At 64.2% G+C, this 21363-nt stretch carries 20 protein-coding genes and 1 other RNA gene; 12 read left to right on the forward strand and 9 right to left on the reverse strand.

The window, feature by feature from the left end; translation table 11 throughout:
* The first annotated feature begins 112 nt into the window (after positions 1 to 112).
* From gap to fba, 5 genes are all read left to right on the forward strand, one after another.
* Complete coding sequence (gene gap, locus L8F45_RS25975; protein WP_342360725.1) at positions 113 to 1120, forward strand: type I glyceraldehyde-3-phosphate dehydrogenase; 1008 nt, start codon at positions 113 to 115, stop codon at positions 1118 to 1120.
* Between the two features lie 152 nt (positions 1121 to 1272).
* Complete coding sequence (locus tag L8F45_RS25980; RefSeq protein WP_425329966.1) at positions 1273 to 2544, forward strand: MFS transporter; 1272 nt, start codon at positions 1273 to 1275, stop codon at positions 2542 to 2544.
* 14 nt (positions 2545 to 2558) lie between these two features.
* Positions 2559 to 3752 carry a phosphoglycerate kinase gene (locus L8F45_RS25985; RefSeq protein WP_342360726.1) on the forward strand — a complete coding sequence of 398 codons (1194 nt, stop codon included), beginning with the start codon at positions 2559 to 2561 and terminating at the stop codon, positions 3750 to 3752.
* A gap of 43 nt (positions 3753 to 3795) precedes the next feature.
* Positions 3796 to 4032 carry a hypothetical protein gene (locus L8F45_RS25990; RefSeq protein WP_342360727.1) on the forward strand — a complete coding sequence of 79 codons (237 nt, stop codon included), beginning with the start codon at positions 3796 to 3798 and terminating at the stop codon, positions 4030 to 4032.
* A 172-nt stretch (positions 4033 to 4204) separates the two neighbouring features.
* Positions 4205 to 5281 (forward strand): class II fructose-bisphosphate aldolase, encoded by a 1077-nt coding sequence (gene fba, locus L8F45_RS25995; protein WP_342360728.1) that lies wholly within the window; start codon positions 4205 to 4207, stop codon positions 5279 to 5281.
* 165 nt (positions 5282 to 5446) lie between these two features.
* On the opposite strand, the gene L8F45_RS26000 is transcribed toward fba, so the two are convergent.
* The 3 genes from L8F45_RS26000 to L8F45_RS26010 are packed head-to-tail and all read right to left on the reverse strand — an operon-like array spanning position 5447 to position 7682.
* Positions 5447 to 6373 carry an SDR family NAD(P)-dependent oxidoreductase gene (locus L8F45_RS26000; protein WP_342360729.1) on the reverse strand — a complete coding sequence of 309 codons (927 nt, stop codon included), beginning with the start codon at positions 6371 to 6373 and terminating at the stop codon, positions 5447 to 5449.
* A complete protein-coding gene (locus L8F45_RS26005) occupies positions 6370 to 6861 on the reverse strand; it encodes a MaoC family dehydratase (protein WP_342360730.1) in 492 nt (163 codons plus the stop codon). The genes L8F45_RS26000 and L8F45_RS26005 overlap by 4 nt, the downstream gene beginning before the upstream one ends.
* Positions 6861 to 7682: an SDR family oxidoreductase gene (locus L8F45_RS26010; RefSeq protein WP_342360731.1), complete on the reverse strand. Its 822-nt coding sequence runs from the start codon at positions 7680 to 7682 to the stop codon at positions 6861 to 6863. Before L8F45_RS26010 ends, L8F45_RS26005 begins: the two co-directional genes overlap by 1 nt.
* A 300-nt stretch (positions 7683 to 7982) precedes the next feature.
* On the opposite strand from L8F45_RS26010, the gene L8F45_RS26015 reads away from it, so the two are divergent.
* The 6 genes from L8F45_RS26015 to L8F45_RS26040 all read left to right on the forward strand — a co-directional run bounded on the left by L8F45_RS26015 (position 7983) and on the right by L8F45_RS26040 (position 14471).
* Complete coding sequence (locus L8F45_RS26015) at positions 7983 to 8987, forward strand: substrate-binding domain-containing protein (protein ID WP_342360732.1); 1005 nt, start codon at positions 7983 to 7985, stop codon at positions 8985 to 8987.
* Positions 8988 to 9038: 51 nt separating this feature from the next.
* On the forward strand, positions 9039 to 10319 hold the full coding sequence (locus L8F45_RS26020) for an extracellular solute-binding protein (protein WP_425330047.1): 1281 nt from the start codon (positions 9039 to 9041) through the stop codon (positions 10317 to 10319).
* Positions 10320 to 10466: 147 nt separating this feature from the next.
* Positions 10467 to 11315, forward strand: coding sequence for a carbohydrate ABC transporter permease (locus L8F45_RS26025; RefSeq protein WP_342360733.1), 849 nt, complete (start codon positions 10467 to 10469; stop codon positions 11313 to 11315).
* A complete protein-coding gene (locus L8F45_RS26030) occupies positions 11312 to 12118 on the forward strand; it encodes a carbohydrate ABC transporter permease (RefSeq protein WP_342360734.1) in 807 nt (268 codons plus the stop codon). The genes L8F45_RS26025 and L8F45_RS26030 overlap by 4 nt, the downstream gene beginning before the upstream one ends.
* Before the next feature lie 5 nt (positions 12119 to 12123).
* Positions 12124 to 13173 carry an ABC transporter ATP-binding protein gene (locus L8F45_RS26035; protein WP_342360735.1) on the forward strand — a complete coding sequence of 350 codons (1050 nt, stop codon included), beginning with the start codon at positions 12124 to 12126 and terminating at the stop codon, positions 13171 to 13173.
* An 8-nt stretch (positions 13174 to 13181) separates the two neighbouring features.
* A complete protein-coding gene (locus L8F45_RS26040) occupies positions 13182 to 14471 on the forward strand; it encodes an MGH1-like glycoside hydrolase domain-containing protein (protein ID WP_342360736.1) in 1290 nt (429 codons plus the stop codon).
* 97 nt (positions 14472 to 14568) lie between these two features.
* Here L8F45_RS26040 and L8F45_RS26045 read toward each other — a convergent pair whose 3' ends face one another.
* The 4 genes from L8F45_RS26045 to ssrS form a co-directional block, all read right to left on the reverse strand.
* Positions 14569 to 15390, reverse strand: a complete 822-nt coding sequence (locus L8F45_RS26045) for a TIGR00282 family metallophosphoesterase (protein ID WP_342360737.1) — start codon at positions 15388 to 15390, stop codon at positions 14569 to 14571.
* 28 nt (positions 15391 to 15418) lie between these two features.
* Positions 15419 to 16006 carry a 5-formyltetrahydrofolate cyclo-ligase gene (locus L8F45_RS26050; RefSeq protein WP_342360738.1) on the reverse strand — a complete coding sequence of 196 codons (588 nt, stop codon included), beginning with the start codon at positions 16004 to 16006 and terminating at the stop codon, positions 15419 to 15421.
* The gene (locus tag L8F45_RS26055; protein ID WP_342360739.1) at positions 16003 to 16350 is read right to left on the reverse strand and encodes a hypothetical protein; all 348 of its coding nucleotides are present in this window, start codon (positions 16348 to 16350) and stop codon (positions 16003 to 16005) included. Before L8F45_RS26055 ends, L8F45_RS26050 begins: the two co-directional genes overlap by 4 nt.
* 15 nt (positions 16351 to 16365) lie before the next feature.
* Positions 16366 to 16523, reverse strand: a non-coding RNA gene (ssrS, locus tag L8F45_RS26060) — 6S RNA.
* An 88-nt stretch (positions 16524 to 16611) separates the two neighbouring features.
* Between ssrS and uvrC the strand changes: the two genes are divergently transcribed.
* Positions 16612 to 18690, forward strand: coding sequence for an excinuclease ABC subunit UvrC (uvrC, locus tag L8F45_RS26065; protein WP_342363577.1), 2079 nt, complete (start codon positions 16612 to 16614; stop codon positions 18688 to 18690).
* A gap of 154 nt (positions 18691 to 18844) precedes the next feature.
* Here uvrC and L8F45_RS26070 read toward each other — a convergent pair whose 3' ends face one another.
* Both L8F45_RS26070 and L8F45_RS26075 read right to left on the reverse strand, forming a co-directional pair.
* On the reverse strand, positions 18845 to 20473 hold the full coding sequence (locus L8F45_RS26070; RefSeq protein ID WP_342360740.1) for an ABC transporter ATP-binding protein: 1629 nt from the start codon (positions 20471 to 20473) through the stop codon (positions 18845 to 18847).
* Positions 20473 to 21324, reverse strand: coding sequence for an ABC transporter permease (locus L8F45_RS26075; RefSeq protein WP_425329967.1), 852 nt, complete (start codon positions 21322 to 21324; stop codon positions 20473 to 20475). The genes L8F45_RS26070 and L8F45_RS26075 overlap by 1 nt, the downstream gene beginning before the upstream one ends.
* Between the last annotated feature and the right edge of the window lie 39 nt (positions 21325 to 21363).

The raw sequence follows: 21363 nt of genomic DNA on the forward strand, positions 1-21363 counted from the left end.
GCTGCGATATGCGCCGCGAAAGCGTCAATCTCGCCTCCGTTCCTCAAGGGACGCAGGCAAGCGGCGCTGGCCGGGCCGCTTTGCGGCTAATGCACTGGATCGGAGAAAGCTCATGGCGGTGAAGGTCTTCATCAACGGGTTCGGGCGCATCGGCCGCAACGTGCTGCGCGCCATCGTGGAGTCGGGCCGCAAGGACATCGTCGTCGTCGGCGTCAACGATCTCGGCCCGGTCGAGACCAACGCCCATCTGCTGCGCTTCGACAGCGTGCACGGCAAGTTCCCGGCCGACGTGAAGGTCGACGGCGACTCGATCATCGTCGACGGCCACAAGATCAAGGTCACTGCGATCAAGAGCCCGGCCGAGCTGCCGCACAAGGATCTCGGCATCGACATCGCGATGGAGTGCACCGGCATCTTCACGTCGAAGGAGAAGGCCGCGGCGCATCTCACCGCCGGCGCGAAGCGCGTGCTCGTTTCGGCGCCTGCTGACGGCGCCGACCTCACCGTCGTCTATGGCGTCAATCACGACAAGCTCACCAGGGAGCACATGGTCGTCTCAAACGCCTCCTGCACGACGAACTGCCTCGTGCCCGTGGTGAAGGTGCTGAACGACGCCGTCGGCATCGAGAAGGGCTTCATGACGACGATCCATTCCTACACAGGCGACCAGCCGACGCTGGATACAATGCACAAGGATCTCTATCGCGCCCGCGCGGCGGCGATGTCGCAGATCCCGACTTCGACCGGCGCGGCGAAGGCGGTCGGCCTCGTGCTGCCGGAATTGAAGGGCAAGCTCGACGGCTCTTCGATCCGCGTGCCGACGCCGAACGTCTCGGTCGTCGATTTCAAGTTCCACGCCAAGAAGAAGACCTCGGTGCAGGAGATCAACGACGCCGTGATCGCGGCGTCGAAGGGCGCGCTCAAGGGCATTCTCACGGTGACCGATCAGCCGAACGTCTCGATCGACTTCAACCATGATCCGCATTCCTCGACGCTGGCGCTCGACCAGACCAAGGTGATGGAAGGCGACTTCGTGCGCGTGCTCTCCTGGTACGACAATGAATGGGGCTTCTCGAACCGCATGTCGGACACCGCCGTCGCGATGGCGAAGATCATCTGATCAGCTATGCGGCGCGCGGGGTTGTCCCGCGCGCCGTTTTTTGGCGTATCGGCCCGGCGCGACGCGGAAATCGGTCCGCGCCGGATTAAATTACGACGATACGCCGCCAATTTTCTTAAAAGTGGGCGCAGCTGCCGTCTGAAAGATAGATCATGGCCAGCACAGACGCAGGAACCGTTTCCCCCGCGAGCGCGCCGCGCGCCTCCGCGATGGCCGGGCCGGCTTTCGCCATTGTGCTGGCGCTCAGCTTCTCCCATGGCCTCAACGATCTCGTGCAGTCGCTGCTGCCGGCGATCTATCCGATCGTGAAGGATTCGCTCGATCTCAACTTCAGCCAGATCGGCCTCATCACCTTCGCCTTCCAGGTGACGGCGAGCCTGTTGCAACCCTTCGTCGGCGTCTACACCGACGCCAAGCCCATGCCGTTCTCGCTGACGCTCGGCATGTTCCTGTCGCTCATCGGCCTCCTGATGGTGGCGACGGCGCACTCCTTCGGCTTCATGCTGATCGCCGGCGCGATGATCGGCGCGGGCTCCTCGATCTTCCATCCCGAGGCTTCGCGCGTGGCGCGCATGGCGTCGGGCGGCCGGCATGGCTTCACCCAGTCGGTGTTTCAGGTCGGCGGCAACGCCGGCCAGGCGATCGGCCCGCTGCTGGCTGCACTGATCGTCGTGCCGCACGGCCAGGCGAGCGTGTCCTGGTTCGCCGGCGTCGCGCTGTTCGGCATGGCGCTGCTTGGCTGGGTCGGCGTCTGGTATCGCGAGCGCCTGCGCGCGCCGAAGCCTGTCGCAGCCGTGAGAGCCGTCACGCCGGCGGCGCATTTCGGCCGCAGCCGCGTCGTGTGGGCGATCGTGATCCTGCTTGCGCTGACGTTCTCGAAGAATTTCTACATGTCGAGCTTCAGCTCGTATTACACCTTCTACCTCATCCACCATTTCGGGCTGTCGGTGCAGGATTCGCAGCTCTATCTCTTCATCTTCGGCCTTTCGATCGCGATTGGCACGCTTGTCGGCGGCTGGCTCGGCGACAAAATCGGCCGGCTCAACATCATGTGGCTGTCGATTGTTGGCGTGCTGCCCTTCACGGTCGCGCTGCCCTATGTCGGATTGCCGGCGACGATCGCGCTCAGCATCATCATCGGCTTCCTCATGGCGTCGGCCTTTCCGGCGATCATCGTCTTTGCGCAGGAGCTGGTGCCCGGCCGCGTCGGCATGATCGGCGGCCTGTTCTTCGGCATGGCCTTCGGCATGGGCGGCCTCGGCGCCGCTGTGCTCGGCATTCTCGCCGATGCAACGAGCATCGAATTCGCTTACAAGGTGTGCAGCTACCTGCCGGCGATCGGGTTCCTCACGGCGTTCCTGCCGCGGCTCGACCGTCTCCACGCCGCGCCCGCCGCGACGAGTTCCGGCGCTCGTCAGGGCTGACCGACTGACGACACATGACTTCCTTCCGCACGCTCGATTCCGCCGATCTCGCCAACAAGCGCGTGCTGGTGCGCGTCGATCTCAATGTGCCGATGGATCATGGCAAGGTGACCGATGCGACGCGCATCGAGCGCGTGCTGCCGACGATCAGGGAAATCGCCGACAAGGGCGGCAAGGCCATCCTGCTCGCCCATTTCGGCCGGCCGAAGGGCGTTGATCCGAAGGAGTCGCTGAAGCCGGTGGCCGCTGAACTCGCGCGCCATCTGCATCGGCCGGTCGCGTTCGCTGAAGACTGCGTCGGCGAGAAGGCGGCCACAGCGGTCGCCGCGCTGCAGCCCGGCCATGTGCTGTGTCTGGAGAATACCCGCTTCCACAAGGAAGAGGAAAAGAACGATCCGGAGTTCGTGAAGCAGCTCGCGGCGAACGGCGACATCTATGTCAACGACGCCTTCTCCGCCGCGCATCGCGCACACGCGTCGACTGAAGGCCTTGCGCATGCGCTGCCGGCCTATGCCGGGCGCGCCATGCAGGCGGAGCTCGAAGCGCTCTCGAAGGGCCTCGACAAGCCGAAGAAGCCGGTGCTCGCTATCGTCGGCGGCGCCAAGGTGTCGACCAAGCTCGATCTGCTCGGCAATCTCGTGAAAAAGGTGGACGCGCTCGTCATTGGCGGCGGCATGGCGAACACGTTTCTGCACGCGCAGGGCATGAGCGTCGGCAAATCGTTGTGCGAGAAGGATCTCGCGGAGACTGCGCGCGAGATCATGCTGAAGGCAGAGAATGTCGGCTGCGCCATCATCCTGCCGGTCGATGCGATCGTCGCCTGGCATTTCGAGGCCAATGCGCCGCATCAGACCTTCGGCGTCGATGCGATTCCGAAGGACGGCATGATCCTCGATGTCGGTCCGCGTTCGGTCGACCGCATCCGCCGCGCGATCGAGGACTCGTCAACGCTCGTCTGGAACGGCCCGCTTGGCGCGTTTGAGCATTATCCCTTCGATCACGGCACGGTAGAGGCCGCGCGCCATGCGGCGAAGCTGACGAAAGAAAAGAAAATCGTCTCCGTCGCCGGCGGCGGCGACACCGTGGCGGCGCTCAATCAGGCCAAGGCTGCGGACGCCTTCACCTATGTCTCGACAGCCGGCGGCGCCTTCCTCGAATGGATGGAAGGCAAGCCGCTGCCGGGCGTTGAGGCGCTGAAGGCAAGCTGACAGTTACGCTTGTGCTGCTTGTCGTTTATGTTATGTTCTCGTTATGAGCGACATTCCATACGACATTGTTCCTCAGATCCTGATAAAGATTCAGGAGGACATCGCGTCGTTCCGGCGTGACGTCACTGATCGCTTTAATGGCGTCGATAGCCGCCTTGATCGCCTTGAAGCGATCCAGAAGCAGGAGCGACGCAATACGGCTGCGATGCTGGTCATGATGCGGGAACGGCGGGCCTCTGCGAAGAGCGGCTCAACACGCTGGAAATCGACCGGATTATGAAGATCGAGGAGCGCCTCGCCGCGCTCGAAGCCGCCAGGAACTGACCTCTTAGCGTCGGCGATTCATCCTGAATTCCAATCGAGCGCCGGACTAGCCGCCTCGCCTTGGTTTTGTGCGACCGGCGCGTTAAGACCCTCCCGAACATCGCCGGATTGCATGGGAGAGAGGTTTCATGGCCCGCATCACGTTGCGCCAATTGCTCGATCACGCCGCTGAGAACGACTATGGCGTGCCGGCCTTCAATATCAACAATATGGAGCAGGCGCTGGCGATCATGGAGGCGGCGAACGCCGTCGACGCGCCCGTGATCATCCAGGCCTCGCGCGGCGCGCGCGCCTATGCGAACGATGTCATGCTCAGGCACATGATGGATGCGGTCACCGAGATCTATCCGCATATTGCCGTTTGCGTGCATCTCGATCACGGCAACGAGCCTGCGACCTGCATGACCGCGATCCAGGCCGGCTTCACCTCGGTCATGATGGACGGTTCACTGAAATCCGACGGCAAGACGCCGGGCGACTGGACCTACAATGTCGGCGTGACGAAGAAGGTGGTCGAGATGTCCCATCTCGGAGGCATCTCGGTTGAAGGCGAGCTCGGCGTGCTCGGCTCGCTCGAAACCGGCGAAGGCGAGAAGGAAGATGGTCACGGCGCCGAGGGCAAACTCAGCCATGACCAGCTTCTCACCAATCCTGATGAAGCCGTGAAATTCGTTGCGGAGACGAAGGTTGATGCGCTTGCGATCGCCATGGGCACCTCGCACGGCGCCTACAAATTCTCGCGCAAGCCCGACGGCAAGGTGCTCGCGATGAATGTCATCGAGGAGATTCACCGGAAGCTGCCGAACACCCATCTCGTGATGCACGGCTCCTCGTCGGTGCCGCAGGAATTGCAGGACGTCATCAACAAGTTCGGCGGCCAGATGAAGCCGACCTGGGGCGTGCCGGTCGAGGAAATCCAGCGCGGCATCCGCAACGGCGTGCGCAAGATCAACATCGACACCGACAACCGCATGGCGATGACCGGACAGATCCGGAAAGTGTTCGCGGAAAGCCCCGGCGAATTCGATCCGCGCAAATATCTGAAGCCCGCCATGGAGGCGATGACGAAGCTCTGCAAGCAGCGCCTGCAGGAATTCAACACCGCCGGCCAGGCTTCGAAGATCAAGAAGGTCGCGACGCTCGCCGACATGGCGAAGCGCTACGCCAAGGGCGAACTCGATCCGGTGATTGGCGCGGCGAAGTAAGCGGCCGAACAGGAAACGAGCCTTTGCCGCTGCAGCGTGCTGCGCACCTCTCCTGTCATCGCCGGGCTTGACCCGGCGATCCAGAACAAGATTTCACATCGCGGATAATCGCTGGATCGCCGGGTCAAGCCCGGCGATGACGCTGGATGGAGATTCAGCCGCGCTTCATCGCTTCGGCATCTCGATGCCCATCGCCTTCGCCGCCATGCTGACGAGCTTGTAGGTCTGGTCGAACGCTTCCTCGATCTCGAGCTCCTTCGCAGGATCGCTGATCTCGTCGAAACGCGCGGCGATGTTTTCGGGCGTGCGCTCGGCCTCCGGGAAATAGACGCCTTCAGTCTCCGTGATCAGCGTGCGCGCGAAGGTTCCTGCGCCAGCGGCGAGGATGACGCGCGACGGCGCGTCCTCACTGACGAGATAGAGAACGCCGGGGGTGATCGATTCAGGCGTCATCAGCGCAAAGATGTCTGGCGGAACGAGGCCCTCCGTCATGCGCGTGCCGGCCGTCGGCGCCAGCGTGTTGACGCGAATGTCGTGCTTGCGGCCTTCGAGATGCAGCACATTCATCAGACCGATCATCGCCGTCTTCGCCGCGCCGTAATTCGACTGGCCGAAATTGCCATAGATGCCGGAGCCCGAGCTCGTGAAGACGATGCGGCCATAATTCTGCGTGCGCATCGCATCCCACACGGCCTTGGCGCAATTCACGCTGCCCATGAGATGCACGTCGAGTACGAGGCGGAAATCCTCGGCGGTCATCTTGGCGAAGCTCTTGTCGCGCAGGATGCCGGCGTTGTTGATCAGAATGTCGATGCGGCTGAAGCGCGACAGCGCGCGGCCGACCATCACATCGACTTCCGTGGAATTGGCGACATCGACGCCGACCGCCATGGCTTCCCCGCCTTTGGCGGCGATTTCGGAGACGACAGCCTCCGCCGCTTCGAGCGAACGGCCGGTGCCGTCGCGCGCCGCGCCGACATCGGCGATCACCACCTTGGCGCCGCGCGCTGCAAGCCCCATCGCATGAGCGCGGCCAAGCCCGCCGCCGGCGCCGGTGACGATGGCGACGCGGCCCTCGAAGCGGATGCTCATGCGCTTTCCCTCGCTTTGGCGTGCTCAGCCGCGATCTTCGTCATCGTGATCCAGTCGGCGACGAGCGCGGGTCTTGTAGTCCCCTCGATATCGACGGCGACCGCGTATTTCGTCACCCAGTCGACCGCCGATTTCTGTTCGCAGGAGCGCAGCGTAAAGCGTCCGCGCACCTTCGCGCCCGAGGGAACAGGCGTGAGAAAACGAATCTTGTCGAATCCATAATTCACGCCCATGGCGCGATGTTCGATTTCAGGCAGCGCGTCGTAGGCGAAGGCGCTCAGCATCGAGAGCGAGAGAAATCCGTGCGCGATCGTTCCCTTGAACGGCGTCGCGGCCGCAGCCGCCGGATCGACATGGATGAACTGGTGATCCTCGGTCACGTCCGCGAAAGAATCGATCCGCGACTGATCGATGAGAAACCAGCGCGAGACGCCCACTTCCTCACCGACGCGCGCGGCCAGCTCCTCGATCGTCAATGTCTCCGCCATCAATGCGCCCCTTCAAACAAATTATGTCCGACTTCACAGGCGATGCCGCCATCGAGCGGCAGGATCGCGCCAGTGACATAGGCGCCGCCGCGTCCGCAGAGAAACAGCACGGCGCCGGCGATATCGTCGGGTCTGCCGATACGGCCGAGCGGCACGGTCGATCCGACTTTCGCCGCCTGTTCTTCGCTCGCCGTCGCAAATGCCGTCATGCGACTCTGGAAGGGGCCGGGCGCGAAGGCGTTGAAGGTGATGTGCTTGCCGGAAAATTCCTTGGCGAAAATGCGCGTGAGATGATGCACGGCGGCTTTGGACGCGGAATAGGAATAAGCGCCGTCGGCGATCGGCTGCGAACCCATCACGGAGCCGAGATTGATCACGCGCGCGGGATCGTCATCGGTCGATGAGGCCTCGAGCAGCGGCATCAGATCGCGCGTCAGCGTAAACAGGCCGGCGACGTTCACCGACATGATTCCATCCCACGCCTTCCAGGGAAATTGTTCGAACGGCTCGCCCCAGCTCTTGCCGGCGTTGTTGATGAGAATGTGAAGCTGCGACGCGCGCGCCTTCACCTCCGCCGCCAGCGCCGTCACGCCCGCCTCTGTCCCGACATCGCCCGCGAAGCCTTCGCACGAGCCTGACGCGCCAAGCGCGTTGAGCTCCTTTGCGACGGCCTCGCAGGCGTCGCCCTTGCGCGAGGCGATCAGCACGCGCGCGCCGGCGCGCACCAGCGCTTCCGCGGCCATGCGGCCGATGCCGGTGGCGGCGCCGGTGACCAGCGCCGTCTTTCCGGCCGCCGAGAAGAGATGATCGAGATAGGCCATAGGCCGCGCGCCCCGTGAATTCGCCGCGCCCTTAGATCACGCCGCATTTTGATTGATCAATCAAAATGCGGGACCGTGATCGATTTCAAAAGCTGAGAGCATGGCTTTTGCGAAAAACCGGTTCCCACTTTTTCGCGCCATGCTCTCGTTCGCGCGAGGGCGCACCATGCGCAGGGGCGATGATCCTGTCGAGCGTTGGGGTGAAGGCAATTGTGCAGCGCAGCGACGAGTTTGCTTGACTTTGGGGCGCCGGCGCACGAATTTGCGGCAGCCAAACCGGTTTGGAATCGGCGGAGGGGCATGTCGCTCAAGGTTCTCGCCACCAGTCTCGGCCTGTCCAAGACGACGGTCTCGCGCGCGCTTGACGGTTATGAGGATGTCTCGGCCGCGACGCGGGAAAGGGTGCGCGCGGCGGCGCGCGCCATGAACTACGCGCCCAATCCGATCGCGCGGCGGCTGAGCCGTGGTTCGGCCGAGGCGGTGGCGCTGGTCGTTCCCGCCGGTCCTGGCCATTTCTACGAGCCGGTGATGACGCAGATGCTGGCCGGGCTCGGCGAGACGCTGTCCGAGGCGGGCTTCCAGCTTCTTCTGATGACAGCGCGTCCGGGCGAAGAGGAGGAGCGGACCTATCGCAGGCTTGTCTCCTCGCGCATCGCCGATGCGGCGATCGTGGTGCGCACGCGCGTCGATGATCCGCGCATCCGCTGGCTGTCCGAGAACCGGTTTCCTTTCGTCACGCTCGGCCGCAGCGAGCACAGGCAACCCTTCGCTTTCATCGACGGCGATGCGGAGACCGCCTTCCGCGAGGCGACGGCGGCGTTCATCAGGCACGGCCATCGCCGCGTCGCGCTGATCGCCTCGCCCCGGCAATATTCCTTCGCGCGCATCCGCACGGCGGGCTGGCTCGCCGCGATGAATGCGGCGGGGCTCGCCGTCGACGCTTTTACGGAAGCCGAACCCACAGAGGAGGGCGGCCTTCTCGCGGCGCGCGCGCTGATCGAAATGCGGCCGCTGCCGACCGCTATTCTTTGCATGACCGATCGCATCGCGATTGGCGCCATGAGCGCCTTGCGCGCGGCGGGGCTGAAGCCCGGCGTCGATGTCGCGATCATGGGCCACGATAATATTCCGGCGAGCCCCTACACCGATCCGCCGCTGGCGACGATGGATCTGCCAGGCGCCGACGTCGGCCATGGCCTCGGTGAAAAGGCGCTGGCGCTGATCAATGGCGCGGACGCGGCGTCGCTTTCAGAAATCAGGCCGGTGTCGCTGATCTGGCGGGAGTCGGCCGGCGGCGTGACGTGATCGGCCAATCATTTTGGTCGGAATGAGAACAGGGTTGCGGAGGAGACGATGATGAAATCAATGAAGCTGTTGATGCTTGGCGCTGTCGCCGCATTTGCGCTTTCGGCGCAAGCGCGCGCGCAAGAGATTCTGTTTCTGTCCACGCAGCTTCGGCCCGTCGAAGAGGCGCAGAAGGTTCGGCAGGTGATCCTGAAAGGCGGTCCGGCCGGCGTGAATTTCATCGTCGAGGAGCCGTCGCCCTTCCAGGTGCGTATGGACGCCGAGACGAAGGCGGGCAAGCGCACGATCTCGATGGTCGGCGCGCTGCATGGCGAATTGCAGCCGCTCGTTCCCGTCGGCGCGCTGGATAGCGTCGATGATCTGGCTTCGCTCGCGACGTCGCGCGGTGTGCCCGCGAATCTCATGGAGCTCGGCAAGCTCGGCGGCGGCAAGCTTCTCTATGTGCCGTGGATGCAGGCGACCTATGTGATGGCCGCAAAGAAGGAGGCGCTGCAATATCTGCCGGCAGGCGCCGACGTGAACGCGCTGACCTACGCGCAGCTTGCGGAGTGGGGCAAGAACATCCAGGCGAAGACCGGCAAGCGCGCGATCGGATTTCCCGCCGGGCCGAAGGGCCTGATGGCGCGATTCTTCCAAGGCTATCTCTATCCGTCTTATACCGGCGGCGTCGTCTCCACCTTCCGCAATTCCGATGCGGAAGCGATGTGGGCGTCGTTCAAGGAGATCTGGCAGTACGTCAATCCGAACTCGCTGAATTACGACTTCATGCAGGAGCCGCTGATGGCGGGCGAGGTGATGGTCGCGTTTGATCACATCGCGCGGCTGAAGGACGCTCTCGTCGAAAATCCCAACGGCTATGTCACCTTCCCGGCGCCGGCGGGGCCGAAGGGACGCGGATATATGCCCGTCATCGCTGGCCTCGGCATTTCGAAGGACGCGCCGAATCGTCCGGGCGCGGTCGCTGCGATCGATCATCTCTTGAAGCCCGAGACGCAGGTGAAGATGGCGGCGGAGCTCGGCTTCTTTCCCGTGGTGAAGGCGCAGCTTCCGGCTGATCTCTCAGGCGGCGTGAAGCTTCTCGCCGAAGGCGTCGACAAGACGCAGAATGCGAAGGACGCGCTGGTGTCGCTGCTGCCGGTCGGTCTCGGCTCGAAGGGCGGCGAGTTCAACAAGGTCTATATGGATGCCTTCCAGCGCATCGTGATCCGCAACGAGCCGGTGCGCGCTGCGCTCGACGCGCAGGCGGCGACGCTGAAGGCGATCATCGACGAGACCAAGGCGCCATGCTGGGCGCCTGACAAGGCGAGCTCGGGCGCCTGCCCGGTGATGTGAAGTCGTCATCCCGTGCGCGCTGCAACGCGCAGCATTGCGGCGCAGACACGGGATCACGCACCGATTGAAGCTCATCCTGCCAAAGGTCCCGGATCTGCATCGCGTCGCTGACGCGCCGCAATGCGTCCGGGATGACGGAAAGGCCTCATGACCCGCTCCCGTCTCCTCCCCTATGCGCTGATCGCGCCCTCGACGATCTTCCTCCTGCTGCTGTTCGTGCTTCCGCTCGCGCAGACGATCGGGCTCGCCTTCACGGGTAATGATGGCGCGTCGCTTGAGAATTTCCGGAAGATGGTCGGCGACATCAATTTCGGCGTGTCGATCCGCAACACCTTCCTGCTCGTGCTGGCCGTGATCCCGCTGCAGATCGCATTTGCGCTCGCGATGGCGATGATGCTGCAGAAGCTGACGAGCGGTCGCGACATCGTGCTGTGGATATGGACGATTCCGCTTGGCGTCTCCGATCTCGCGGCGGGCCTCGTCTGGCTCGCGATCCTGCAGGATCGCGGCTATCTCAACTCCGCGCTCTATGCGCTCGGCGTCATCGAAGGACCCGTGAACTGGCTCTCCATCGAAAATCCCGGCACCATGTTCCTCGGCATCGTGCTCGCGGAAATCTGGCGCGCCACCGCGATCGTGCTCGTGATCCTCGTCGCCGGCGTGCAGCTCATTCCAAAAGAGTATGCCGAGGCGGCAGAGATTTTCGGCGCCGACGCCTGGACGCGCTTTCGCAAGATCACACTTCCTCTTCTGAAACCCAGCCTGCAATCCGCGCTGATCCTGCGCACGGTGCTGGCGTTCGAAGTCTTCGCCGTCGTCTACGCCATTGGCGGGCGTAATTTCCCCGTTCTCGTCGGTGAAGCCTACGCCTGGCAGAGCGAGAACCAGAATTACGGCGTCGCTGCGGCTTACGCCATCCTCGTCATGCTGATCTCGCTTGGCGCGACGGTTTGCTATCTCGTCGCCTTGCGCGTGAAACCGGAGACGCAGCCATGAAAGGTCTGCGCAGAGCCGTCTATCTCTCCGGCGTTGTCGCGATCTGCGCCTGGGTGCTGGTCCCGATCTATTTCATCGCGCTCGGCGCCTTTGGCGGGCGCACAGGAGTGTTCCGCTGGCCAAAGAGCATATGGCCAATGGATTCGACGCTTGCGGCGATGCAGACCTTCCTCGCGATCGAAGGCGTGGGCAAAGCCGCTCTCAACAGCGTGATTGCAGCCGCACTCTGCATGTTCCTGTCGATCCTGCTTGGCGCGCCTGCGGGCTATGCCCTCGCGCGCTATTCGTTCAAGGGCCAGAACCTCTATCGCCTGCTGATCATCCTGACGCGCGCCTTTCCGCTCGCGATTCTCGCGCTGCCTCTGACCGTGACTTTCATCCGCATTGGACTCTACGACACGCCTTACGGCGTTGCGCTGATTCATACTGCGCTGGCGCTGCCCTTTGCTGCGCTGGTGTCGTCGAGCCTGTTCATGGGCATTCCGCGCGAATTTGAGGAAGCGGCCTGGGTGTTTGGCTGCACGCGCCTTCAGGCGTTTCTGAAAATCGTTCTGCCGCTCGCGCTGCCAGGCATGGCGGCGGCGGCGATCTTCGCTTTCGTGATCTCGTGGAATGAAGTCTTCGCGGCCTCGATTCTCACCGTGCGCGAGAAGACGCTGACCGCCTATCTCCTCACCGTGCTACGTGAATCGCCGCTGCATTACCGCTTCGCCGGCGGCTTCATCCTTATTGTTCCCTCGATCGTCTTCATCTTCGCGGTGAGAAAATATCTCTTCGCGATGTGGGGCATCGCTAACAGGTAGGCGTCATGGCTGGCATCGTCATCGATCGCATCCGCAAGGAATTCGCCGGCGTCACCGCGCTGGCGGAATTGTCGCTCACCGTCGCTGACGGCGAATTCATCGCGCTGCTCGGGCCCTCCGGCTGCGGCAAGACCACACTGCTGCGCATCATCGCGGGGCTGGAGACGCAGACCGCCGGCCGCGTGCTGATCGGCGATCGCGACGTCAGCGCGCTTGCGCCGCGCGAGCGCGGCCTCGCCATGGTGTTCCAGAATTATGCGGTGTTCCCGCATATGACGGTCTATGAGAATGTCGGCTTCGGCCTGCGCATGCAGAAGAAGTCCGACGCCGAGGTCAAGCGCGCCGTCGAGCGCGCAGCAGGTCTTCTCCATATCGAGCCTTATCTCGAACGCTATCCCGCCAAGCTCTCAGGCGGCCAGCGCCAGCGTGTCGCCGTCGCGCGCGCGCTCGCGGTCGAGCCTGCGGTGCTGCTGATGGACGAGCCGCTGTCCAATCTCGATGCGCTGCTGCGGTTGGAAATGCGCACGGAATTGAAGGCCGTGCTCGCCGAGGCCGGCACGACGACGATCTACGTCACGCATGATCAGACAGAGGCGATGGGCCTCGCGGACCGTATCGCGTTGATGCACAAGGGCGTCATCGAACAGATCGACAAGCCGCAGATCATCTATGAGCGCCCGGCGACGAAATTCGTCGGCGGCTTCGTCGGCAATCCGCCGATGAATTTCATCTCGCTGCCTGTCGCAAACGGCGTCGCGTCGCTGGGCGGATTCTCCGCAACGACGCCCATGAAGACCGGGCCGGTCATCGCTGGCGTGCGCGCCGAGGACATGACGATCGTAGGAGCCGGCGAGGGGCTTCCCTTCGATGTCACGGTGGCTGAGCCGCTTGGCTCGACCTGCCTGCTCACCGGGCGCATCGAGGGGCAGCTCGCCCGCGTCGCCGCGCGTCCTGACGCCAACATCGCCGCCGGGGCGCGCGTCGGATTGTCGCCCAATCTGCAGCGCATTGTCTGGATCAATCCCGCTGACGAGCGTGCTGTGATAGCCGCCTGAAGAAGGAAATGCCCGTTTTGCAAACGAAATTCATCGACGACGCCCGCGCCGTTCTCGCCGCCAATGATCGCGGCGGCTACACCGTGCCGACGCACGGCCTCTATCCCTTCCAGTGGAACTGGGACTCCGCCTTCGTCGCCATGGGCTTTGCGACCTTCGATATCGATCGCGGACTGACCGAGCTCGAACGGCTGGTGGAAGGGCAATGGGACGACGGCATGATCCCGCACATCGTCTTTCACGCGCCATCCGACACTTATTTTCCCGGGCCGGAAGTCTGGGGAACACGGCATCGCATTCCGACATCAGGCATCACGCAGCCGCCAGTGCTCGCCATTGCGCTCGCCGATATCGCACGCCGCGCCGGTTCGGCGCATCGCGAGCGCATCGTAAAACTCTATCGCGCCGCCATGCTCAATCATCGCTGGTGGCGCAGCGCGCGCGATCCTGAAAATACTGGCCTCGTCGCGATCCTGCATAATTGGGAGACGGGGCGCGACAACAGCCCGGAATGGGATCGCCCGTTCGAGCGCGTGCCGGAGACGACGGTCACGGCCATCAGGCGTCGCGATACTGGCCATGTCGACGCGTCGATGCGGCCGCGCGATATCGATTATCGCCGCTACATTCATCTCGTCGATTCCTATCGCGCGGCGGAATGGAATCCGGCGCGCATGTGGCGCATCGCGCCGTTCAAGGTGGCCGATATCGGCGTCAATGCGATTTTGCTCGCGGCGGAAGAAGCGCTGCTCGGGATGGCGGCCGATTTCGGCGACCGAGGCGACGCCGCTAAAATAGAGGCGCGCATCGATCTCATTCGCGACGGCTTGCAGAAAGCGTGGAATGGCGCGCGCCGCCAGTTCCAGTCGCGCGATCTGATCGATGGCGAACGCCTCGATATCCTGACGTCGGCGGGCTTTCTGCCGCTGCTGACCGATGCGCCTTCCAGCGCGCAGGTGAAGGAGATGGTCGCGGCCCTGCGCGCCATCGCGGCGTCTGGGGCGATGCTTGTTCCTTCCACGGCGCCGGGCGAGGCGGGCTTTGAATCCAAGCGCTACTGGCGCGGGCCGGTTTGGGCCGTCGTCAACTGGCTGATCGCGCGCGGCCTTGAACGCCATGGCGAAGGGACATTGGCCGATGCGATCCGGCGTGAGACGGCGGATGGAATCGAGCGCGCGGGACTGTGCGAATATTTCGATCCGATCTCGCGCGAAGGCCTCGGCGGCCTCGGCTTTTCCTGGACGGCGGCGATCTATCTGCTGATCGCGGAGCAGGGACGAGTGAAGCGCGCGGCTTGAGATTTATTGATTCGCGATCGCGGCAGCTTCCTTCTCCCCGCATGCGAGGAGAGGGGCCGCCAATGACGAACCGTCGCGCAAACGAATTCGACGACATTCACTCCCAGAAAGTCGGCCGCGACTCCTCGAGATGCGGCCCGATGCGCACCGCCGCGACTTTCACGGCGAGGCCCGTCCTGTCGTCGGTCTCGACGGCGACGCCCGCAAGCGTGCCGGGGCCGCTCGCGGCCTCGATGCGCGCGCCCGGCGTCTTCTCGATGAAGCGGCGGACCGGCTCGTGCCGCTCCATGCCAAGGATCGATTCATAGTCGCCGCACATTCCGGCGTCGCCCATCATGGCGGTGCCGCCAGGGAGAATGCGATGATCGGCGGTCGGCACATGGGTGTGCGTGCCGACGACGAGGCTCGCGCGTCCGTCCACCATCCAGCTCAGCGCCTGCTTCTCGCTCGACGCTTCCGCATGCACGTCGATGATGATCGCGTCGCAGCCTTTGCCAAGCGGGCAGGCTGATATCTCGCGTTCGACGGCGGCGAAGGGATCATCGAGCGGATCAATGAAGATGCGCCCCATCACATTCACGACGAGAACGCGGCCGCCATTCTTCGCCTCGACGACCGTCGCGCCGCGGCCCGGCGTTCCCGGCGGAAAATTCGCGGGACGAATGAGGCGCGGCTGACGTTCGATGAAAACAAGCGCTTCGCGCTGATCCCAGGCGTGATTGCCGAGCGTGATGACGTCGGCGCCGGCGTTCAGCACATCGTCACAGATCGCTTCGGTGATGCCGAAGCCGCCGGCGGAATTCTCGCCATTGATGACGACGCAGTCGAGCTTCCAGCTTTCCCTCAGCGCCGGCAGCTTCTGGACCACGATGTTGCGGCCGGGACGGCCGACGATATCGCCGAGGAAAAGCAGACGCATGAAAACGACCCGGAGAAGGTCGTTCCGATTAGCCGACCGAAGGTTTCGGCGCCACCGTCTCTTTTTCTGTAACGATCATATCGAGCCGCCGGTCCCACGGCTCCAGCGGCACGTCAGCGGTCTCCTGGGCGGAGTAGGCGACGCCGATGGCGGTCATTCCGCCGGCCGCGCCGAGCCGCAGGAGGGCCCGGTCGTAATAGCCCTTGCCATAGCCGATGCGGGCGCCCTTGCGATCGAAAGCGGCGAGGGGGACGAGCAGCAGCTTCGGCGTCATCGTCTCCTTGTCGGGCGGCGGCACGAGCGTGCCGAAGCCGCCGGGCACCACGGACTCCCATGGCTTCCAGGAGCGGAACACCAACTCGTCGTCGACGACCGCCGGCAGGCAGATCGGCACGCCGCGGCCCGAGAGTTCGGCGAGAACGGGGCGGATATCGACCTCGGAGCGCATCTGCCAGTAGCCGGCGACGGGGCCCTTGGTCTCCTGCACCTCCGGGCGCGCGAGAATGCGCTCGATGATCGCCTCGTCCCAGATCAGGCGATCGTCGATCAGCAGCGCGTCGCGCGCGGCGAGGCAGGAGCGCCGAAGGCGCGCCTTGGCGGCGGAAGCTTCAGTCATGCGGTTCCCGGCGCGCGCACGAAGACCCACTGGCCCTGCGCGTCCTTGTAGTACCAACGATCGACGGCGCGGTTGCGCGCCGCGTCCCAGCTCCTGACATGCTGCACGGAGGCGCCTGGCGGCGCTTCCGGCAGATCGAGATCCGGCGCGCGCGGCTGAGCCGGCGCGGTGGTGGAGCGAGCCTGCGAAAGCGGGCCGCCGGCCGGCGCCACGCGCACCCAGCTCGCCAACCGCGCGAACTGCAGAACGCCGAAGGCGATCAGCAGCAGGGCCAGCATCACGAGGGCGAAAATCGTCGCGGCGAAGACCAGCGTGAAGGTCAGGAACCAGCGAATCAGCGTCATGAGCTCATCATTGCGTGCGAAGCCGCCTCGACCGATGGAGTTTCGATCCCGGGACACCTACAACGTAGGTGGGCGCCGTGTTGGCCGAGCCCAGGGGCAAGGCCAGGGACAGCTCCCGTTCGGATCGATAAGGGCCCGGGGATGCAGTCTCCTGTCGCATCAGGCAGCTTCGCCTCCCGTATGTAGAAGGTTCGGGACCGAGGCGCCAGACGCTGGGCAGGCGCCATTTCCGTGAGCCCTGTTCCGCACTACATCCCGGAGATGACGTCCTCTCAACGAATCGGAGCCTCGCCGCCGGCGGACGACCTGCCGGAGGGAACGGCGACGGCCGCCAGCGACGCGGCGGAGGCCGACGATTTCGCGCTCGCCGAGGAAGTCGAGGCGCTAAATCTCGACCCCAACGTCACCGAGCGGGTGCGCACGGGCATGGAGGTGATCGCCCGTTTCGCCCGCACCCTGCCGAACGGGCCTGGCGTCTATCGCATGTTCGATCACAAGGGCGACGTGCTCTATGTCGGCAAGGCGCGTTCGCTGCGCAAGCGGGTGCAGCAATATGCGCTGGGACGCGCGCACACGAACCGCGTCGCGCGCATGATCGCCGACACCGCCTCGATGGAATTCGTCACGACGCAGACGGAGACCGAGGCGCTGCTGCTGGAAGCGAACCTGATCAAGCAGCTCAGGCCGCGCTACAATGTGCTGCTGCGCGACGACAAGTCGTTTCCCTACATCCTGCTGACGCGCGACCATCGCGCGCCGCAGATTCTGAAACATCGTGGCGCGCGCGTACGGAAGGGCGATTATTTCGGTCCCTTCGCCAGCGCCGGCGCCGTTGGCCGCACCATCGACGCGCTGCAGCGCGCGTTCCTGCTGCGCTCCTGCTCGGATTCCGTGTTCGAGAATCGGACGCGGCCCTGCCTGCTGTTCCAGATCAAGCGCTGCTCGGGCCCATGCGTCGATGAGATTTCGCAGAACGACTATGACGAACTCGTCACGGAGACGCGCGACTTTCTCGCTGGCCGCTCAATGGCGGTGCGCAAGCGGCTGAGCGACGAGATGCAAGCTGCGTCCGAAGCGCTCGAATTCGAGCGCGCGGCGCGCGCGCGGGATCGGCTTGCGGCCATGTCTGCGATCCAGTCGAACCAGGACATCAATCCGCAGAGCGTCGAGGAAGCCGACGTTTTCGCCATCCATGAGGAGGCGGGACATTTCTGCGTCGAGGTGTTCTTCTTCCGCAATTTCCAGAACTGGGGCAATCGCGCCTTCTCGCCCAAGGCGGACAAGTCTTTGCCGCTCGGCGAGGTGCTCGGCGCCTTCGTGACGCAGTTCTATGACGACAAGCCGACGCCGAAGCTGATCCTGCTCTCGCACGAGATCGAGGAAAGCGAGCTCGTCGCCGACGCCTTCTCGCAGCGCGCGGGCTGCAAGGTCGAGATCGCGACTCCGAAGCGCGGCGAGAAGCGCGACCTCGTGGCGCATGCCGAAAAGAATGCGCGCGAGGCGCTGACGCGCAAGCTCGCCGATACGGCCTCGCAGGAGAAATTGCTGGCGACGCTTGGCGCGGCGTTCGGGCTGGCGAAAGCGCCGCGCCGCGTCGAGGTCTATGACAACTCGCACATCATGGGGACCAACGCCGTCGGCGCGATGATCGTCGCCGGCGCCAACGGCTTCATGAAGACGCATTACCGCACCTTCAACATCAAATCGACGGAGCTGACGCCGGGCGATGATTTCGGCATGATGCGCGAGGTGCTGCAGCGTCGCTTCTCGCGGCTGGTGAAGGAAAGCGCTGCGGCGCAGGCGGAATCTGAGGCGGGCGCCAGCGAAGCGGCTCCGGCTGATGTTTCTGAAATCGTCGTGGAAGCGGCTGATGATGAAGCCTTTCCCGCCTGGCCCGATCTCGTGATCATCGACGGCGGCAAGGGTCAGCTCGAAGCCGCGCGCGAGACGCTCGCCGCCGCCGGCGCGGGCGACACGCCGCTCGTCGCCATCGCCAAGGGGCCGGACCGCAATGCGGGACAGGAAACGTTCCACCAACCGGGGCGCTCCGCCTTCAAGCTGCCGCCGCGCGATCCCGCGCTCTATTTCATCCAGCGGCTGCGCGACGAAGCGCATCGCTTCGCGATCGGCACGCATCGCGCCAAGCGCAAGCGTGAGATGTCAAAGAATCCGCTTGATGAGATTCCCGGCATCGGCCCGCGCCGCAAGCGCGCGCTGCTGTTGCATTTCGGCACGGTGAAGGCGATCAAAAGCGCGTCGCTAGACGATCTCGCGAGCACGCCGGGCGTCAATGACGCGACCGCGAAGGCGGTCTATCAGTTCTTCCAGCAGGGGGTGTGACGAGCGCTCCTTATTTCCAGCTTGTCATTCCGGGGCGCGCGGAACGCGCGAGCCCGGAATCCAGGCCAATCGCGCTGCTGAACACTCTTCTGGGTTCCGGGCTCGCTCCTTTGGAGCGCCCCGGAATGACAAGCCTTGGAAGAGCGCGCTTAGACTACGCGCTGACGCCGAATGCGTAGTTCTTTCCCGGCGCGGCGGCGAACAGCCGCTTCGTATAATCATGCTGAGGCGCGCCATAGACCTCGGCGGTCGGTCCCTGCTCGACGATCTCGCCCTTGAACATCACCACGATGCGGTCGCATATCTGGGCCGCGACGCGCAGATCGTGCGTGATGAACAGCACCGCAAGATCGAACTTCTTCTTCACCTCGTCGAGCAGTTTCAGCACCTGCGCCTGTACGGACACGTCGAGCGCCGAAACCGCCTCATCCGCGATCAGGATTTCCGGCTCCATCGCAAGCGCGCGGGCGATGCAGATGCGCTGGCGCTGGCCGCCGGAGAACTGGTGAGGATAACGGTCGAGCGCGTCGGGCGCGAGGCCGACAAGCTGCATCAGCTCTCTTGCGCGTACGAAGGCGTCGGCGCGGGAGACGCCGAAATTCGTCGGCCCCTCGATGATCGCCTCGCCGATCGTGCGGCGCGGATTGAGCGAGCGGTAAGGGTCCTGAAACACCACCTGCACGCGGCGACGATTGGCGCGCAAAGCAGATTGAGGCAGGCGCGCAATATTCTCGCCATCGAGCAGAATGTCGCCTGATGTCGGCTCGATGAGGCGCGTCACGCAGCGCGCGACCGTTGACTTGCCGGAGCCGGATTCGCCGACAATGCCGAGCGTCTCGCCGCGTTTCACGGAGATCGACACGTCATTCGCGGCCTTCACGACGCGGGATTTGCCGAAGCTCAGGAAGCCGCCGCCGCTCGAATAGACCTTGGACAGTTTCACCGTCTCCAGCGCCACACGCTTCTTCGGCGCTTCCGCGCGTGTCGGCGGCGTCAGGCCCGGCACCGAGCCGATGAGCATGCGCGTATAGGGCTCCTGCGGCCGGCGCAGAATGTCTTCCTTCAATCCCGTCTCAACCACACGACCCTTCTGCATCACCACGACACGATGCGCGATCTCGGCGACGACGCCGAAATCATGGGTGATGAAGAGAACGCCCGTGTTGCGACGCGACTGGAGATCGCGGATCAGCTTGAGGATCTGCGCCTGCGTCGTCACGTCGAGCGCTGTGGTTGGCTCGTCGGCGATCAGCAGCGCGGGATCGAGTACGAGCGCAGAAGCGATCATGATGCGTTGCCGCTGTCCGCCCGAGAGCTGATGCGGATAGGCGTCGACCATGGTCTCGACATCGGGAAGTTGCACGGCGCGCATGATGTCGAGCACGCGTGATCGCGTTTCGGCCGCCGACAACCTCTCATGAATCTCCAGCGTTTCGGCGATCTGGTCGCCGACGCGAATGACGGGATTGAGCGCCGTCATCGGCTCCTGAAACACCATGGCCATGCGCGCGCCGCGAAGCGCGCGCAACTCGGAGGGAGTCTTCGTCGTGATCTCGTCGCCGAGCAACTTGATCGAGCCGCCGGCGAGTTGAAGCTGGCCCTTCGGCAGCAATCCCATCACCGATTGCGCGGTGACCGATTTGCCCGAGCCGGATTCGCCAACGACGCAGACGATCTCGCCAGCGCCGACGGTGAAGGAGACGTTGTCGATCGCGTTGGCGCGATCGCCCAGCGCCGGCAAACGCACGGTGAGCTTGTCGATGGCGAGGACAGGTTCGCTCATCACACGCGCTTCGCCATTTTGGGATCGAGCGTGTCGCGCAAACCGTCGCCCAGCATGTTCACCGCAAGCACAGTCAGCGCGAGGAAAACGCCGGGGAACAGGATGTTGTGCGGGAACAGGCGGAAAAACTGCCGGCCTTCGGCCATGATGTTGCCCCAGGTCGGCGTCGAGGTCGGGATGCCGATGCCGAGAAACGACAGGATCGCTTCGACGAGAATCGCGGAGGCGCAGACGAAAGTGCCCTGCACGATGAGCGGCGCGATGGTGTTCGGCAGGATGTGGCGCCAGAGCAGCAGCGGCGTCGGCGTGCCCGTGGTGATGGCGGCCTCGACATAAGGCTCTTCGCGCACCGACAGCACGATCGAGCGGACGAGGCGCACCACGCGCGGAATTTCCGGAATGGTGATGGCGACGATGACGGTGAGCAGTCCGGCGCGCGACAGCGACACCAGCGCGATGGCGAGCAGGATGGCGGGGATCGCCATGAGCCCATCCATGATCCGCATCACCAGCGCGTCGAGCAGGCGAAAATAGCCGGCGAGCATGCCGATGAGAAGGCCGAGGCTCACCGACAGGATCGCGACGCAGGCGCCGATGATGAGCGAGACACGCGCGCCATAGAGCACCCGCGAGTAAACATCACGGCCAAGCGAATCCGTGCCAAAGCGATGGATGAAAGCCTTTGTCGTTCCGTCATCGAGGCGGATCGTGCGCTCGGCGCCCGGCAGCTTGTTGCGGAAGGCGGGATTGATTTCGGTCGGCTCCATCGTGCCGAGAACCGGCGCAAGGATCGCGATCAGGATCATCACCAGCACGATCGCGCCGCCGATCAGCACGCCAGGATTGCGCAAGACAAAGCGGCCGAGACTGGCGCGCGGGGCGCGCGGCGG

The organism is Terrirubrum flagellatum (assembly GCF_022059845.1).
Classification (GTDB): domain Bacteria; phylum Pseudomonadota; class Alphaproteobacteria; order Rhizobiales; family Beijerinckiaceae; genus Terrirubrum; species Terrirubrum flagellatum.

Excerpts from the sequence above, each read along its gene's own strand:
- gap (WP_342360725.1), top strand. The coding sequence starts at position 113 with ATGGCGGTGAAGGTCTTCATCAACGGGTTCGGGCGCATCGGCCGCAAC.
- L8F45_RS25980 (WP_425329966.1), top strand. The coding sequence starts at position 1,273 with ATGGCCAGCACAGACGCAGGAACCGTTTCCCCCGCGAGCGCGCCGCGC.
- L8F45_RS25985 (WP_342360726.1), top strand. The coding sequence starts at position 2,559 with ATGACTTCCTTCCGCACGCTCGATTCCGCCGATCTCGCCAACAAGCGC.
- L8F45_RS25990 (WP_342360727.1), top strand. The coding sequence starts at position 3,796 with ATGAGCGACATTCCATACGACATTGTTCCTCAGATCCTGATAAAGATT.
- fba (WP_342360728.1), top strand. The coding sequence starts at position 4,205 with ATGGCCCGCATCACGTTGCGCCAATTGCTCGATCACGCCGCTGAGAAC.
- L8F45_RS26000 (WP_342360729.1), bottom strand. The coding sequence starts at position 6,373 with ATGAGCATCCGCTTCGAGGGCCGCGTCGCCATCGTCACCGGCGCCGGC.
- L8F45_RS26005 (WP_342360730.1), bottom strand. The coding sequence starts at position 6,861 with ATGGCGGAGACATTGACGATCGAGGAGCTGGCCGCGCGCGTCGGTGAG.
- L8F45_RS26010 (WP_342360731.1), bottom strand. The coding sequence starts at position 7,682 with ATGGCCTATCTCGATCATCTCTTCTCGGCGGCCGGAAAGACGGCGCTG.
- L8F45_RS26015 (WP_342360732.1), top strand. The coding sequence starts at position 7,983 with ATGTCGCTCAAGGTTCTCGCCACCAGTCTCGGCCTGTCCAAGACGACG.
- L8F45_RS26020 (WP_425330047.1), top strand. The coding sequence starts at position 9,039 with ATGAAATCAATGAAGCTGTTGATGCTTGGCGCTGTCGCCGCATTTGCG.
- L8F45_RS26025 (WP_342360733.1), top strand. The coding sequence starts at position 10,467 with ATGACCCGCTCCCGTCTCCTCCCCTATGCGCTGATCGCGCCCTCGACG.
- L8F45_RS26030 (WP_342360734.1), top strand. The coding sequence starts at position 11,312 with ATGAAAGGTCTGCGCAGAGCCGTCTATCTCTCCGGCGTTGTCGCGATC.
- L8F45_RS26035 (WP_342360735.1), top strand. The coding sequence starts at position 12,124 with ATGGCTGGCATCGTCATCGATCGCATCCGCAAGGAATTCGCCGGCGTC.
- L8F45_RS26040 (WP_342360736.1), top strand. The coding sequence starts at position 13,182 with ATGCCCGTTTTGCAAACGAAATTCATCGACGACGCCCGCGCCGTTCTC.
- L8F45_RS26045 (WP_342360737.1), bottom strand. The coding sequence starts at position 15,390 with ATGCGTCTGCTTTTCCTCGGCGATATCGTCGGCCGTCCCGGCCGCAAC.
- L8F45_RS26050 (WP_342360738.1), bottom strand. The coding sequence starts at position 16,006 with ATGACTGAAGCTTCCGCCGCCAAGGCGCGCCTTCGGCGCTCCTGCCTC.
- L8F45_RS26055 (WP_342360739.1), bottom strand. The coding sequence starts at position 16,350 with ATGACGCTGATTCGCTGGTTCCTGACCTTCACGCTGGTCTTCGCCGCG.
- uvrC (WP_342363577.1), top strand. The coding sequence starts at position 16,612 with ATGACGTCCTCTCAACGAATCGGAGCCTCGCCGCCGGCGGACGACCTG.
- L8F45_RS26070 (WP_342360740.1), bottom strand. The coding sequence starts at position 20,473 with ATGAGCGAACCTGTCCTCGCCATCGACAAGCTCACCGTGCGTTTGCCG.